Annotated in this window: 11 protein-coding genes; 8 read left to right on the forward strand and 3 right to left on the reverse strand. The window is 66.4% G+C overall.

What is annotated here, in order from left to right; translation table 11 throughout:
• Positions 1-119 precede the first annotated feature (119 nt).
• From lanKC to ACFVUS_RS09755, 3 genes are all read left to right on the forward strand, one after another.
• The gene (gene lanKC, locus ACFVUS_RS09745) at positions 120-2,735 is read left to right on the forward strand and encodes a class III lanthionine synthetase LanKC (RefSeq protein ID WP_387763232.1); all 2,616 of its coding nucleotides are present in this window, start codon (positions 120-122) and stop codon (positions 2,733-2,735) included.
• A gap of 320 nt (positions 2,736-3,055) precedes the next feature.
• Complete coding sequence (locus ACFVUS_RS09750) at positions 3,056-4,321, forward strand: MFS transporter (RefSeq protein WP_387763235.1); 1,266 nt, start codon at positions 3,056-3,058, stop codon at positions 4,319-4,321.
• Positions 4,318-6,366 (forward strand): prolyl oligopeptidase family serine peptidase, encoded by a 2,049-nt coding sequence (locus ACFVUS_RS09755; RefSeq protein WP_387763237.1) that lies wholly within the window; start codon positions 4,318-4,320, stop codon positions 6,364-6,366. The genes ACFVUS_RS09750 and ACFVUS_RS09755 overlap by 4 nt, the downstream gene beginning before the upstream one ends.
• A gap of 98 nt (positions 6,367-6,464) precedes the next feature.
• Here the strand turns inward: ACFVUS_RS09755 and ACFVUS_RS09760 are convergent, their stop codons facing one another.
• Positions 6,465-7,130 (reverse strand): hypothetical protein, encoded by a 666-nt coding sequence (locus ACFVUS_RS09760; RefSeq protein ID WP_387763240.1) that lies wholly within the window; start codon positions 7,128-7,130, stop codon positions 6,465-6,467.
• Positions 7,131-7,201: 71 nt separating this feature from the next.
• Positions 7,202-8,143 (reverse strand): oxidoreductase, encoded by a 942-nt coding sequence (locus tag ACFVUS_RS09765; protein WP_387765471.1) that lies wholly within the window; start codon positions 8,141-8,143, stop codon positions 7,202-7,204.
• Between the two features lie 115 nt (positions 8,144-8,258).
• Between ACFVUS_RS09765 and ACFVUS_RS09770 the strand changes: the two genes are divergently transcribed.
• On the forward strand, positions 8,259-9,083 hold the full coding sequence (locus ACFVUS_RS09770; RefSeq protein ID WP_387763242.1) for a hypothetical protein: 825 nt from the start codon (positions 8,259-8,261) through the stop codon (positions 9,081-9,083).
• A gap of 75 nt (positions 9,084-9,158) precedes the next feature.
• On the opposite strand, the gene ACFVUS_RS09775 is transcribed toward ACFVUS_RS09770, so the two are convergent.
• Entirely contained in the window at positions 9,159-10,520 is a 1,362-nt protein-coding gene (locus ACFVUS_RS09775) for a VWA domain-containing protein (protein WP_387763245.1), read from the reverse strand.
• Between the two features lie 70 nt (positions 10,521-10,590).
• Here ACFVUS_RS09775 and ACFVUS_RS09780 point away from each other — a divergent pair, with 70 nt between their 5' ends.
• The 4 genes from ACFVUS_RS09780 to ACFVUS_RS09795 all read left to right on the forward strand — a co-directional run bounded on the left by ACFVUS_RS09780 (position 10,591) and on the right by ACFVUS_RS09795 (position 16,106).
• A complete protein-coding gene (locus tag ACFVUS_RS09780) occupies positions 10,591-11,697 on the forward strand; it encodes a helix-turn-helix domain-containing protein (RefSeq protein WP_387763248.1) in 1,107 nt (368 codons plus the stop codon).
• Between the two features lie 241 nt (positions 11,698-11,938).
• Positions 11,939-15,046, forward strand: a complete 3,108-nt coding sequence (locus ACFVUS_RS09785; RefSeq protein WP_387763251.1) for an MMPL family transporter — start codon at positions 11,939-11,941, stop codon at positions 15,044-15,046.
• A 37-nt stretch (positions 15,047-15,083) separates the two neighbouring features.
• Positions 15,084-15,527 (forward strand): hypothetical protein, encoded by a 444-nt coding sequence (locus ACFVUS_RS09790; RefSeq protein WP_387763253.1) that lies wholly within the window; start codon positions 15,084-15,086, stop codon positions 15,525-15,527.
• A 135-nt stretch (positions 15,528-15,662) separates the two neighbouring features.
• A complete protein-coding gene (locus ACFVUS_RS09795) occupies positions 15,663-16,106 on the forward strand; it encodes a hypothetical protein (RefSeq protein ID WP_387763255.1) in 444 nt (147 codons plus the stop codon).
• The last annotated feature ends 132 nt before the right edge of the window (positions 16,107-16,238 follow it).

Genomic DNA, 16,238 nt, shown 5'->3' on the forward strand with positions numbered 1-16,238 from the left:
CTCATCGCGCCACGGTAGGCGCGGAACACCGCAGCGGGCCGATTCGCGCGAGGGCCGCGCCGGGGGATTCTTGACTCGTTCGATCCACCGGCCCAGAGCACGAGAAAGGCAGCAGCACAATGCTTCCCGACGCGGCCTTCACTTTTGCCCACCCCGACTACTACCAACCGGTCGATGACGTCGACCCGGGCCGGCGATACAACCCGACCCGGCCGCCGCACGGCTGGACCCGGCAGCGGTCCGAGATCTGGACGCACTGGACGCCGCCGCGCGCCGAACTCCCCGCACAGGGCTGGAAGGTGCACGTGTCGAGCACGCTCGGCTCCGCACAGCAGGTGCTCGACGTGGTCAGCGCCGCCTGCGCCGAGCTGGGTGTGCCGTTCAAGCACCTCGCCGGGCGGAACTACTTCCTGTGGCTGCACGGCAAACACGGCAGCCGCGTGCAGAGCGGCAAGTTCTGCGCGCTCTACCCCCCGACGCCACAGCTGGCATACACGCTGCTGAACCGGCTCGAACGCGAATTGACCGGTGTCGCAGGGCCGTACGTGCTCACCGACCGGCGATTCGGATCGTCACAGTGCGTGTCCTATCGGTACGGGTCGTTCCGGCCGCGGTACCGGTTGCAATCCGACGGCACCCGGCAACCGACCATGCTCGCCTTGGACGGCACCGAGATTCCGGACGAGCGCGGCCCTGGCTTCCTGCTGCCCACCGGCATCGCCGACCCCTTCGATACCGCTCCGAACCCGGACGACGAGGGTGATGAGGTCAGCTTCCACGGCTACACCTTCGAAACCATGCTGCGGCCGAGCAACGCCGGCGGCGCGTATCGGGCCCGTTGTGCCGACGGCACAACGGTATTCGTGAAGGAGGCCAGGGCGCACAACGGCTACGCCGGTGACGAACCCGCCCGGGAACGCCTCGAGCGCGAGTATCTGACCCTGCGCGCCCTGCACGCCCTCGCACCCGGCCTCGCCCCGCGACCGCTGGATCTGTTCGCCGAGTGGGAGCACACCTACCTGGTCACCGAATTCGTTCCCGGCCGCACCCTCAACAAATGGGTGGTCGCGAATTCGCCTGTGACCCAGGCCAAGCCGGATGCGACGGTGTTCCCCGCCTATTACCGGCGCTGCGGGCACATTCTCGATCAGCTCGCCGCGCAACTGGCCGCGCTGCACGAGTTCGGCTACGCGTTCATAGACCTGTCCCCCGGCAATATCCTGATCGATGACGACGATACGGTGCGCCTGATCGATTTCGAGGCCACCCAGCCCGTCGACCATCCGCTCGGGCTGCTCGGCACCCCGGGATACGAACCGCCGGAATCACGTTCGCCGGGCGCGCGCGCCGCGCTGGACCCGGTGCGGGTGGACGACTACGGTCTGTCCGCGCTCGCACAACTGCTGGTGTTCCCGATGCACGAGACCGCTCGGCGCAGCCCGCACACCCTGGACCACCTGCACGCGGAACTGGCCGAGATCTGCCCGCCGCCGCAACCGCTGTGGACGGCCGTGCTGCGCTCGCGGCGCGAACCGGACGCACCGGATCTGCCGACGCCCGGCGAAGTGCGCTCGGCACCGCTGGACAGCACCCGATGGCTGCGCGATCGCACGGCCGACGCCCTGCGGGCGATGGCCGATCCCGGACATCAGCGCTGGGTGTATCCGACCGCGCCACAGGGACATCGGACCAACACCCGGTGCGTCGCCCACGGCACCGCGGGCGTACTGCACGCACTGCGCGCCGTCGGCCACGAGATCGATCCGGCGGTGCTGGAGCGACTGCGCGTCGACGCCCTGCGCGAGCGCCGGGCGACCGGACCGGGTCTGCTGTTCGGCAATGCCGGAATCGCCTGGGTCCTCGACGATCTCGGCGAGCGGGACGCGGCGCTGGCCCTGCTGGCCGAGGCCGATACGCACCGGCTCACCACCGAGGCGGCGGGCTGGGGCGGCGGAGCGGCGGGGGTTGCCATGACCCACCTCTCGTTCTTCCATCGCACCGGCGATCCGAATCATCTGGACCGGGCGCAGCGGCTGCTGGACGCGATACCCGACGGCGATGCGCTGATTCCCGCGCTCGGCCGCGACCACGCCTCCGGACTCGTACACGGACGGCCGGGCATCGCGCTCGCGCTGTACTACCTGTCCAGGTTCACCGGAGCGGACGAACCGTTCCAGCGCGGACTGCGAATGCTGCGCGCGGAACTGGTGCACGCCGAACCACTGCCGGTGGGCGCCACCGGGTTTCGGGTCTCCACCCGCGACCGGCGCAATATGCCGTACCTCGGGTGCGGCAGCGCGGGCTACCTGCACGTGCTGGCGCGCTACCTCGGCCATCGACCCGATCCGGAACTGACCGAACAACTGCGTGCCTGCGCACGGGCGGTCGGCATCCGCTTCACCGCGGCGCCCGGTCTACTGCTCGGGCAGGCGGGGCTGGTGCTCGCGCACACCGACGTGGCGCGCCGGTTCCCCGGGGAGAAGTTCCTGCCCGATCCGCTCGCCCGGCCGACCGCGCTGTTCCTGCACGCGATCCCGCACGAGAGCGGCGTCCGCTGGCTGGGCGAGCACGGTCAACGGCTCAGCGCCGATCTGGCCAGCGGTTCCGCGGGCATCCTGCTGGCCCTGCAACACGCGACGGTCGGAGTCACCGACCCGCTGTTCACCCTCGACCACTGCCTCGACGACCGGAGTCGCGCGGCAGCACCGACCACAACCATTCCCGAGAGGAGGTGAATCACATGATCAACGTGCTCAAGCTCCAGCTGAAGTCCGATCCGGAAATCGGCGACGACGCCCCCGACAGCACCAAGAGCATCCTGCTCTGCATCGACGGCGGGGAGGTCGCTCAGTAATTCGCACCCAATTCACGCTCTCGCCGAGCTCGGGCCACCGAGCTCGGCGAATGCGTCTCATCGACAAGGCAATTCGAGGAATAGAGATGAAAAACCCACTCCCACTACTGGTTATGTCCCCCGGCGAGGACGTATTCGACGACGCGCCGGTCAGCGCGCTATCGGTCGTCTTCTGCGACGACGCGTATTTCGGGTGACACGATGGACCGATCAGCTGCCGCCGCGCCAGCGGCCGATCTGCGGCGCTACCGCATAGCGCAGGCGGCATCGACCTTCGGAAGCACGCTCACCGGCACCGCGGCATCGGTTGTCGCGGTCATCGGACTCGGCGCCGGTCCGCACGCCGTCTCGCTCATCGTGCTCAGCGCGATGCTGCCGACGCTGGTGTTCGGGCCGTTCGCGGGTGTGTTCCTGGATCGGGTCAGCAGACCGCGGCGGATGCTGCTGACAACCGATCTGATGGCTGCGGCGGCGGTGCTCGCGGTGGCGGCGGCCATGGTCGCGGGTGTACTGAATGTGGCCGGGCTGGCGGCACTTTCGATGATTCTCGGCATGACCCGGGTGGTATTCGAAGGCGTCTATTTCGCCCACCTGAACACCCTCATGGTCGCCGATCTCGGGCGGGCGCGGGCTGATCTCCAGTCCACCACGATGATGTCGCGGTCGGTGGCCACGTCGATCGCGGGTCCACTGGTGGCCTCGGTCGGCGCGGCGGCGATGTTCGCCTGCGATGCGGTGACGTATCTGTTCAGCGCCTACTGCCTGATCCGGCTCGAGGCGCCGGACCGGCGGGTGGTCGAGCGGCACGACCGATTCGATCGTGAATTCCTCGACGCCCTACGGGTGCTGCGCGGTCATCCCCTGCTCGCGGCATTGACGCTGTATCTGCTCGTGGGCGGGATGGCGGCGGGCGGGGTTTCGGCGCTGCGGGCGGTATTCCTGCTGCACGAGGTCGCGTTACCCGTTGCGGTGTACGGGATCCCGGCGGTGGCGGCGACGCTGTGCTCGGCCGCCGGGGCACTGCTCGCGCCTCGTCTGCACGCTCGCGGGGTGCCGCCCCGGCGAGTGCTGTCGGTCGCGGTATTCGGCGCGGCGCTCGGTGCTCTCGCACTGCCGATGGCGACGGGACCGGCGGCGGTCGTACTGCTGGCCGCCAGTATGGGTGCGGCGGTGCCCATGTTCTTCGGCGCGGTGCTCAATATCGCGCTGGTGACGGTGCTGTGCGACGGTGTCGGCGACGGCTACTTCGCGCGCATCGGCGCGCTACTGGCGACCGGGACCACGGCGGCGAGTCTGGTCGGCGCGCTGCTCGGTGGCGAAATCGGCGAAAGATGCGGCGCGCGAACCGGAATCTGGGTCTTCGCGGCCGCCGATCTGATCGCGGCCGCCATCTTCCTCACGACCGTCGGCCGCACCGCTGCGGGCAGTGACGGTGCTGTCGAGCCGATACCGGAGGTGGCGCGATGAACGCCGAATATCCAATCCCGCCACGCTCCGATTCGCGAGATGTCCTGCACGGCATCTCGATTCCGGATCCGTTTCGCCCGCTCGAGGACCCGGGTGATCCCGAGGTGCTGGCCTGGGCGGCGGCACAGCGGCAGCTGGCGGGCGACTATCTCGCGGCGCTGCCCGGGCGCACTCGGTTGCGCGAGGTACTGCGCGAGATCATCGTGCCGGGACCGGTCGCGTCATCGGTGAAAACCGCCGGAGCGCATCGCTTCCGGGTCGCGCGCCCACGCCCCGGCCTGCCCTGGGAGCTCCAGACCGACCGGGGAGCGCAGGAGGGCTGGCGGACGCTCATCGACGCGGCGGCATTGGGAGCGGACGCGATCCTGCGCCGCTGGGTGCCGTCACCGAATGGCAGCTACGTTGCCGTGCAGGTGACCTCGGGCGGGGCCGAGGATTCGACCCCGCTCTCGCTGGTCGACGCCTCGACCGGCGAAGTACTGCACACGTGCGCTTCGACCCGGTATTCGCCGGTGGCGTGGCTGGCCGACGAAAGCGGCTACTTCTATGTGCGCCGTAACGACAACCGTTGCGGCAGTGGTGTTTATCGGCATCAGGTGGGAACCCCGGTCGGTTCCGACGCACTGCTCATCGGTGACGAGGATCCGATGGGACGCTTTCATCTCGCCTTCTGGCAAGACCGCTGGCTGGTCATCACGGCCCGATCCGGCACCAGCCGGACCACCCGGGTATCGATCGCCGATGTGGCGGCCGGCGATTCGCCGCGGCCGCTCGACCTCGGCGGGCTGTCCGCGGCCGGTGTGGTGATCGACGATGCGGGCCGCATCCTCGCGATATCCACGGCCACTTGCGAATTCGGTCAGCTGCTGGTCGCCGAACCGACGCCCGGCGGCGGCTGGGGCGGTTGGCGGACCCTCGTCGAAGGCAGCGAGGTCGCGGTGCTGGCCGCCTTCGCCCTGGCCGCGACCGATGACGGCGACCGGCTGGTGCTGCTTCGCACCCGGGACGGCTATTCGGAGCTGTCGGTGCACGAAGCCCGCTGCGGCACTTGGCTGCTCGACGCCGAACTGCCCGGGGCGGGCACGATCGCCGCGATCGAGCCCACCGAGGACCCGGGTGTCCTGCTACTGAACTACACCGACTGGATCCGCCCGCTCGGAAAGTGGCGACTGGACCTGGCGACGGGGCGGGTCGAGCCGACGGAACCGGCACCGCACACCCTGTCCGGAATCACCGTCACCAGAACGACTTACCGCTCCGGGGACGCCACCGAGGTGCCGGTGACCGTACTCGCCCCCGCCGGGCCGCAGCTGCCCCGCCCCGCCATCCTGACCTGCTACGGCGGGTTCGGAATCACCATCCGCCCGGACTATCAGCCCGATGGCCTGGCCTGGGTGCTGGCGGGCGGAATCATGGTGATCGCGGGCGTGCGAGGCGGTGGCGAACGCGGCCGCCGCTGGCACCGCGACGGCGCGGGGGCGCACAAACTCAACGCGTTCGCGGACCTGCACGCCGCTGGCGACTGGCTGGTCGACACGGGCCGCACCCGGCGTGGCGAGCTGGCGCTGCTGGGCGGCAGCAATGGCGGACTCATGGCGGTCGGCGCCATGGTGCAACGCCCGCGGGATTACGCCGCGGTGGTCAGCGCGGCCGCACCCCTGGATATGGTCCGCTACGAACGCTGGGGACTGGGCCGCGCCTGGCGCGAGGAATACGGTTCCGCCTGCGACCCGGCGGAACTGCGCGTACTGCTGCGATATTCGCCGTACTACACCGTCACCGCACGGAGCGGTGAACGGCCGCAACGCTTTCCGGCCGCACTGTTCAGCACCGGCGACCGCGATACCCGGGTGCCCGCACTGCACTCCTACAAGATGGTGGCCGCACTCCAGAGTGAGTGCGGGGCACCGGTTCTGCTGGATGTGATCGCGGGCAAAGGCCATGCCGGGGGTGGTCGCGACGCCGCCGAGGCCCTGATATCCCTGCTCGCCTTCATCGCCCATCACACGGGATTGCGGCTCGATGACCCGCCCTCGGACGACTGATGGATCGCGCACTCGCACAGCGGCATTCGCGGATCAGTGCCCGCGTTCGGTGCGGCGCGGGCATGGCGTGCGGGCTCGACGCCGCCGGATCCGCTTCGCTAGCGGAGTTTGCCCAGGGTGTCCGCCAGCGATTTCGTGGCGCCCTCCACCGCGGTGGCCGTATCGGTTCCGGAGGTGAATGTCACGGTCGCCACCGCGCCGTTGTCCAGGCATCCGATCGCGCGGGCCTCGAACAGCGCGGGGTTGATATGCGATCGGCCCCCGGCGACCTGGGCCTCGTCGCCGATCTGGAGCGGGTTCGAGATCTGGATGTCATGCGCGGAATTGAACAGCCCGACCGCGCCCTTGGCGTCGTCGTACATGCGCCTGGGATCGGTTGTGCGAGTGAGCGTCACATTGATCGACGTGGGATCGTTCCGATTGGACTCCACGGTCCAGGTCGGGGACACCGAAATCGACTGGCCCGCAAACGCCTGCGTGCGGCAGCCCGCGCCGGGGGCGATCACGGCGAGGGTTTGCGGTGTGATGAGGCTGCATTGATCCGGCAGTTCGGTGATCTTCTTACCCGCCGCTCCCGCCCCGGAGGACGAGTCCGAATTGCCGACGACGACGGCGATACCGCCGCCGATCAGCAGGACGGCCGCGATGCCGCCGCCGACCAGCCACATCGTCTTGGGACGGCGCGGTGCGGGCGCCGGTGTGACGCTCGGCGCATTGCCGTCCCGCGCGCCCGCCGACGTGGTAGTCGGTCGATCGTTGATCATGCCTCGCCCCAATCGAATTCACGCCATTCACTATCGAGACGGGACGCTAACAGACTGTGCGCGGAGCGCTTTCAGGGGCGCGGCAGGTGATAGGCCACACCGGTCAGCCGCTCGGACTCCGACCACAGCTCCGCCGCCAGCTTCCGGTCGCGCGCCCGCGGGACGGGCTCGCGCCGGACCGGATAGCCCTTGGCTCGCCCGGTGGGTCCGATGTAGTCGCCGCCGGTCAGCGCCGGATCGGTGCCGGCCCGCAGTGTCGGCAGTGCGCCCATTGCCGTGGTCTGGGTGAGAAGTCCGGAGAACCAGCGCATTTCGGGTCTGGCGAGGAATCTGGCCGTACCACCGAGGTTCTTGTTGAAATCGGAATCCGCGACCCCGGGGTAGGCCGCGAGCGCGATCAGCGATGCGCCCGCATCGGTGAGGCGACGCTGAAATTCGAAGGTGAACAGGAGATTCGCGAGTTTGGACTGCCCGTAGACATACATCGGGTGGTATGCGCGGCGCTCATAGGTGAGATCGTCGAGTTCCAGGGTGGTGCGCCGATAACCGGCCGCGCGACTGGTGACCGCCACCACCCGTCCCGCCGGTGCGGCGAGCAGCCGATCCAGCAGCAATCCGGTGAGCGCGAAATGTCCCAGGTGATTGGTCGCGAAGGTCGACTCGAAACCGTCCACGGTCCGTTGCGGCCCGGTGCGGAACAGGGTTCCGGCGTTGTTGACGAGCAGGTCGATTCGATCGAATCGCTCGCGAAGCTCCACTGCCGCAGTACGAACGGATGCGAGCGATGCCAAATCCATTCGCACCACCGGCAATTCGGCATCGGGATGGTGCTGCCGAATCGATGCCGCGACCTGCTCACCCTTGTCCACGCTGCGACATGCCAGCGCCACCCGCGCCCCGCGAGCCGCCAATTGTCGTGCGGTTTCCGCGCCGAGCCCCGCGCTCGCGCCGGTGACCACGGCCGTCCGGTCGCTCAGATCCGGCATATCCGCGGCCGTCCACGGTGCGGGCATCGGTCTTCGGTTCGACACAGTTCCAAAGGTTAGTCGTTGCGCGTTCGGGTGGAGACTGAACCTGAAACGGTCGTACTTCGTAGTGGTTTCCATAACCGACGATTCGAGGATCACCATGCGGATACCGTCCCGCCTGTTATATGCCGGCGTCGTAGCCACCGGGTTCGCTGTCGCGGCCCTGCCCGCCGTGGCCGCGGCGGCACCGGGTGGCGAGTTCCAGTCACCGTCGCAGCCCGGTGGCGTGCCGGTGGCCGAGGCGGTTCCACCCGGCGGGCTGATCACCGGATTCCTGCGAAACCAGATCACCTACTGTTCGATAATCTGTCCGCTCGCGGTCCAGACCGCCGGCACCGCCGCGACCGCCATCCAGCAGGCTCCGACCGTATATTCGGCCGCTTCACAGGACCACGACCCGACCACGGCGCTCGGCATCGCCGCGGCCTCGATCACCGGACCCACGAGTGTCACGGCGCAACAGACGATCATCGCCGACGGCACGATCGTGGCGCCACGAGCATTGAACGCCTTCGAAGTCGGCGTAATCGGCCTCCTCGATATCGGACCCGCGGCCGCCGAGGGTGGACTCCCCGCCGCGGTCGAAGCGATCCAGACCGCTCGCCAAAACACCTACACCGCAATGAACGCCCCGATCGTCCCCTATCCCCCACGCACCGTCATCCCACACGACGCCACACAGTCCGCCGTCCTCGCGGTAATCGACGCAGGCGCCGCAATCGCCTTCCCCGCCTTCAACACCATCCTGACCGCCGCCGTCCAAGCCCCCGACGCCGCGGCACAGGAACTAGCAACCACCGGCGACCCCGACCAAGCCCTCGCCGCGGGCCTCACCACAGCGGCCGCAGCCCAAGCCGAAGCCCAAACCATCGTCACCGACGCGATCACCGCCGCCATCGACCAAATCGGCGCCGCGACTCAATAGATCTCACAGACACCATCGCAGCTTCGCGTCTTGGACCCGAAGACTCACTCGAGGAGACCGTGCCGGTGCTGATGCCTACGGCCGCATCCAAGTTCCGAACGCATCAACGAGTCCGGCATAGAACTTTTCACCAGGAACCGCCCCCGGGTTGTTGCCGACGTTGAAGAAGGCTGCGTTGGTGAATTTCGCGGACGCCGATGCGTTGAGGTTCTTGTAGAACGCCAGCTTGCCCGGCCCGAATCCCACGAACAGCCAGAACACCCCCAGTGTCGCGCTGTTCTGCATCAGAGCACGGATCTCAGCTTTGTCATTCGGGTCGCCGTGGACTTGAGCAATGATGAACGCGGGCTCCCTACTACCGGACTCCTGATAGTGGCTGACAGCCTGACGCATGGCATAGGCGACATTGCCCCAACCCCAGTCGATCTGAGTGTGCAATTCCCCGATGCGCCCGCGATAGTTCTCCAGACTCAGCTCTTCCAAGAATGGTTCACGTTCGCCGGAGAAGATCACCGGAACTATGCCGTCATCGTCGAGATTCGCGGACAGGGCGAGAACGCGTTCAGCGAAAGCCTGAACGGCGAACGACTCATAGAATTCACGCATTCCGACGCCGTGATCGAGGACCAGATATACGGCAGCACGCCGGCCGGCCAGCCCTACATCCGTCAAGGCTCGACTCGCCTCGCGGGCGGGAGCGAGAAGAGCCGGGGCACGCCGCTCCACCTTCGTCAGATCGATCGCCGAAACCTCAGACGACGTCGCGGGTGATCCATTGAAGGGCACTGTCGCACTGGGGCTTTCGTCGTCATCGATGGTGACTCCGAAGTCTGCGGCAAGTCCCGCGAGGCCAGTGGAATATCCCTGCCCGACCGCGCGGACTTTCCACCCCTCACCACGTCGATACAGCTCCGCCAACACCACCAGGGTCTCGCCACCGCTGAACCCCGGTGCCTCGAACCGCATCGTGGACGACGGGGTCTGTGAAATCCGCAACTGGGGTGCGGAAGTGAACACGGCGCCAGGCTGAAGCGGGTCTGCGCTCACCGCAATGACGACCTTGTCCACATCCCGGGGAACGGTTGGCAGATCGGCCGTGACGGTTGTTCCGGAGACAGACACGCCATCCTGTGACGGGTGGTTGTAGAAGACCAGGTCACTGTCGTTGCGAACCTTGCCGCCGGATCCGATCAAAAGGGCCGAGACGTCGACAGACAATCCAGACGATGTCACATCGCAGATGACCGAACCCATTGACAGAGTGGCATTCTCACCTTTACGCAGAGACGTTGCCGAATTCAATTGTGCCCACCTCTGATACCTGAAGTCTTGCTCATGATTTCGCGCACTACGTTGCGTAGCGCGAATGATGCTATGCCACAACCCACCTGCACCACCGTGACGAATCGTGCCAATCGCGGTGAATCCACAATCCACTGATGACCAAATACCGAAGAGTCGGTTCCACTGACGGAAACGGACCGTCCAGCAAACCGAGGGGTGCGATATGAACGTAGAGAGTGGATCGTTTCGATGGTCGGAGTCGCTGAAAACCTTCGTCGGACAGGACGATACGTCGGTGATCCTGAGCAACCTCCGCGACGATGTTTCCCTGGACTTTGGCCGGTGCAGGGCAGCGCGGATCAGCGAGATCGACGCTGCGGTCGAGGTCGCGACGGACGCTCTCGTGTCCACTGGCGCGCGACGAACGCCCATAACGCTCGATGTGGCGTTCAGGCCAGCGGAGGTCGGGGTAACTCGTTCGCATTGGGCTGCCGGCTACGTCGGTGACTGTGACGACATACTGACACTCAGCCGGCACAACGGGGAAATGACCGCGGGGATTGCCGTAATCGTACCGCCGTCGATGTTGAGCAATCCGGAAGCGGTCGAGGTGATACTGCTGCCGCACCTCGCGAGGTTCAATCTGAGATTCGTTGAGCTGAAACTGTTCCCGCACGATCCGAGTAGCGAGAACTGCGATGTGCGTGTGGTGCCGGAGCCGAATTCCACGTTGGAGGATCTCGTGTACGCGGGATGTCTGTTGCGCGACGTTGTGATGGCCTCACCGTCTCTCTCGACCAGCGAGGAGCTGTTCGCGCGCCTCGAGCGAGGCGAGGTTGATTCGCTTCTAGGGGTTGCGGAGTCTGTTGTGTTGGACGCCAAGCGAATTCACTATCTCAAGAGCGAGGTCGGGCGGTTGGAATTGGCCATCGACGTTGCAGCCTTCGCGAACTCCGGACAGGGTGGGGTGCTCGCGATAGGGGTGCGTGTGATCAAAGACCCGCTGGGGCGGGAGATTCTGGCATCTGTCGAGGGCTGCGAGATAGACCGCGGGGCCGAGTCACGATATCGCAAAGCGATCGATGACCTGGTATTTCCTGGCGTCGACGGGGTTCGGATGTGCCGTACGGAAAGCCCGCTGGGGGAAGTGTTCGGGATCTTCGTTCCCCGACAAGATCCCGAAAGAACTCCGTTCATCGTCAGGGGCGGGGGTAAGCGAGATACCAAGCACAGCACCGTGATGTTCCAGGTTCCGGTGAGAACCGGGGACTGCAATCTCCCGATGCGCGTGGAGCATATCCACAGTGTCTTGAAGTCTTGGTCCGACTGACCAGTTCCCGCTGCGGCGGCATAGATCGCCCCGTCGGCGGCGGTGTCGATTTCGCGTGCGGTAAGCTCGCGAAACTTGAGGTTACTCCTCCATTTTCGGCTTTTCGGCGATCGACCAGTCTCAGGGTGCGGTGGATCGGCAGCGGGGCCGGGGGGATTGTTCGCATGCGTGGGGGGCCGCGAAAGCGTTGGATTCGGGCCCCGGAATCGGCACACCCGGATACCACCTAGGAGAACCCTTCGTGTCCGTATACCTTTATCGGTGGGGCAAATTCGCGTTCAGACGCAAGTGGATCGTGCTGCCGGTGTGGCTTCTGCTGCTGGTGACGCTCGGCGTCGGCGGCAGCATGTTGAGCAAGCCGATGAGCGACAAGTTCAGCATGCCCGCGCTGCCGTCGGAGCGCGCAACGGACATCTTGGACAAGCAGTTCCCCGGCATGTCAGGACAATTCGGCATTGATGCCGTCGGCGGCACGTACGTCATCAAAGCGGGCGCGGGTACGAAGCTGACCGATAAGGACAACGCCACCGCCATCGATGCGCTGATCTCCGATATCGCGCAGCTTTCGGTCGACGGTCGGCGGCTCGTCACCGAAAAGGACGCCGCGGCACTGACGAACCCGATCGCGGTGACCAAGGCGATGGGATGTCTGTCCGACGCCGACCCGGCGGTGTGCGCGGGTGCGCCGCTGAATGTGCTGAATCAGCATGCGCCCGCCACCGTCGCGGTGCTCTCGGTGCCATTCGATATCGCCTCGGCGGCCGAAATCACCGACGCGCAGCGGCGGGCCGCCTACGAGGTGGCCGCCCCCGCTCGCGCGCACGGGCTGACCGTCGAGATCGGCGGCGCGATCGAGCAGAAACAGGGACAGCCCAGCGGTCAGGCCGAGATGATCGGCATGGGGGTGGCGCTGGTCGTCATGGTGATCGCCTTCGGGGCCATCGTGGCGGCGTTCGTGCCGATCGTCACCGCCATCGCCGGGCTCGGTGCCGCCATGCTGGTGATTTCGCTGAGTACATCGATCATCGAGATACCCAGCTTCACAACGTTTCTCGCGTCGATGATCGGTATCGCGCTGTCCATCGACTACGCGCTGTTCATCGTCTCCCGCTACAAACATGAACTGCGGGTCGCGGAGAGTTCCGAAGAGGCGGCGGGCATTTCGGTCGGGACCGCGGGTTCCGCGGTGGTGTTCGCCGGACTCACCGTCATTGTCGCGCTGGGTGCGCTGAGCATCGTCGGGGTGAACTTCCTGACGTTCATGGGTCTCGGCGGCGCCGTCGCGGCGTTCTTCGCGGTGCTGACCGCCATCACCCTGATGCCCGCTCTGCTCGGCGCTTTCGGCCGTTTCCTGTTCACACCGAAGCTGCCGTTGGTCGCTCGGCACGATCCGGAGGATGACACCTCGGTCACCATCGGCACCCGGGTGGCTCGCCTGATCGGTAAACGACCGTGGGTCGCGTTGATCATCGCGGTGGCGGCCTTGGGCGCGCTGGCCACTCCGGCGCTCGGGTTGCAGCTGGGGCTGCCCGGTGAGAACAGTTTCCCGGCCGATTCCACGGTGCGGCAGGCCTACGACATCAGGACCGCGGGCTTCGGCGAGGGCAGCAACGGTGTGCTGACCGTCGTGGCCGATTTGGAGCAGGTCCCGGCGGGCGAGCGCGATGCCGCGGTCGGCGCGCTGCGCGATCGGCTTGCCGGGTTCGCGGAGATGGATTACGTCACCGCACCGCGGCTCAGCGCGAACGGGCTCGGCGTAATGCTCAGTGGCGTACCGAAATCGGGGCCCAACAATCAGGCGACCAAGGATTTGGTGCGCGCGGCTCGCGATGCCGAAGGCGCGCTGACCGAGCGGTACGGCATCGAATACGGAATCACCGGAACCACAGCCATTTACGCCGATATGGACCATGTCCTACTCGGCAAGATCCTGCCCTATCTGGCGATCGTGGCCGGGGCGGCATTCGTGCTGTTGATCCTGGTGTTCCGGTCGATCCTGGTGCCGCTCACCGCGGCTCTCGGTTTCCTGCTGTCGATGGCCGCCACCTTCGGCGCGACCGTGCTGATCTTCCAGGAAGGCACCTTCGGCCTGATCTCCGATCCGCAGCCGATCATCAGCTTCCTGCCGATCATGTTGATCGGGTTGGTATTCGGGCTCGCCATGGACTATCAGGTGTTCCTGGTGACCCGGATGCGCGAGGAATACACGCACGGAAAGTCGCCGACGGACGCGATGATCTCCGGGTATCACCACGGAGCGCGTGTGGTGACCTCGGCGGCGATCATCATGATCTCGGTGTTCGGCTCGTTCCTGCTGGAATCCGATGTCACGGCCAAATCCATGGGGTTCGCGCTGGCCTGCGGGGTCGCGATCGATGCGTTCGTGGTGCGCATGGTTGTGGTTCCGGCGCTGCTGGTGATCATGGGACACGGAGCCTGGTGGATTCCGCAGTGGCTCAACCGAATCCTGCCCGATATCGATGTCGAAGGGGCGAAACTGCGTGTGCTGCAACGGCCGCCGGCGCCGCTCGATCCGCCGGTGCCCGTCGATGTCGTGTACTCCGAGCCGGTTGCCCCGGTCGTTGGACCGATGATCGGTGGCCGCATTCACCGGGATGACCGGCACCCCGTGCCCGCGGCCACATTGACGATGATCAGCCAACGCGGACAACAGGTTTCGCGTACGACCGCGGACAGCGACGGCAACTACACCATCGAGTCGCCCGCACCCGGCAGCTACGTCCTGATCGTCTCGGCGGACGGCCATCAACCGACCGCGGTCAACGTCATCGTGCGCAATGACGACGCGCAGCTGCTCGACGTCACGCTTGCGGGATCCGGTGAAGTGTCCGGTGTGGTGCGCACGATCGCGCACGAACCCGTACCGGATGCCACCGTCAGCGTGACCGACTCGCTCGGTGATGTGGCGAGTACCGCCGTCACGGCGGCGGACGGCACGTACACCTGTCACGGCGTGCCCGCCGGTGCCTACACCGTGGTGGCGGTGGCCGCCCGAATGCGGCCCACCGCAACAACATTGACGGTGCCCGACAGCGGGCGGCTCAGTTTCGACCTCACACTGACACCGATGGCGGTGCTGTCCGGCACGGTGCGCGCCGGCGACCGGACGGTGGGCGATGCCAGGATCACCGTGCTCGATTTGTCCGGCGCCATCGTCGGAACCGCGCGTACCGACGAGAACGGCCGCTACGCGGTGAGCGGACTGCCCGACGGCGAATACACCGTCATGGTTCGCGGATATTCGATGGTGACCGATCAGGTCACCGTCACCGGCTTCGCCGATCACCACCTGCGGCTCGGCTTCGACGACTACGCGCGGGTTCAGTGAGGCTGCTCCCCGATACATCGTGTGCGATGCTTTCCCCATGGTGATCAACGGTGAGAGTTCGTCCAGAGTCCGGCTGGCGGCACAGGCCTTCCTAGGCGTGATGCTCATGTCCGCAGGCACAAGCCATCTGACCTTCGCGCGCAACGATTTCCGCGCCCAGGTGCCGTCCTGGTTCCCACTCGACACCAATTTCGTCGTGCTGGCCTCCGGGGTCGTCGAGATCGGGCTCGGCGCGGCCCTGCTCGGGGCATGGAGGCAACCGCGGCGCGCGCTCGTCGGAGCGATCGCCGCCGCGTTCTTCGTCGTCATTTTCCCCGGGAATATCGCGCAGTTGGTCGAGCATCGCGACGCGTTCGGGCTCGATACCGACGCCAAACGCGCTGCGCGGCTTGTATTCCAGCCCGCGCTCGTGGCATGGGCATTGCTGGCCACCGACGCGGTCGGCGTGTGGCGTCGCAGCCGAGCGGTGTCGACCATCTAAATTGAAGTACTAGCTTTTCAATTTATCCACGCGCGACCACACCGCGCGGTTACCGTCGGAGCGGCACCCAGGTGCCCACCACTCCAACGGGAAGTACAGATGAGGCAAATGAGTTGGGCCGCAGCCACTGTGGCCATGCTGACGATTCCGGTCGCCGCGGCCGCATCGGCATCGGCCGCCGTCGACAGCGTGAACATGATGCAGGTCCTCACCGGCGCCGGCTGGTGCGAAGGCGCAGGAAACACCTGCACAATCCTGGTCTCCACCAGCGGCGCAGACGCCCTGACACCGGTCACCATCACCCTGGCCGGCCAACCCGTCGGCACCTTCACCCCCCAACCCGGCTCCACCCCCGGCACCGGATCCATCCAATACATCTACCGCTCAAAGCTTCCCGAAGGCATCTACAACCTCACGGCAACCCAGGGCTCATCCTCCAAGTCCATGACAATGCAGAACTGCGTCAACCAACCAACAGGCAGCTCCACCGCCTCGGCCCAGTGCACCGCAAACACCGCCCTCGGCGTACTACTGATGCCCCTGATCATCCTCAGCGGATCCGGGCACACGCAACTCTGAGTGGCCCGGCGGCACATGGAGTGCCAGCCGCGATGGCGCACGAAAACGGCCGGTCATCGTGATACCTGTGATGACCGGCCGTTTTCTCTTCCTCAGTCAGATTCCACGCTGACTTGGCAACGACAAGTCCCG

The organism is Nocardia sp. NPDC058058, assembly GCF_042885355.1.
Taxonomy (GTDB): Bacteria; Actinomycetota; Actinomycetes; order Mycobacteriales; family Mycobacteriaceae; genus Nocardia.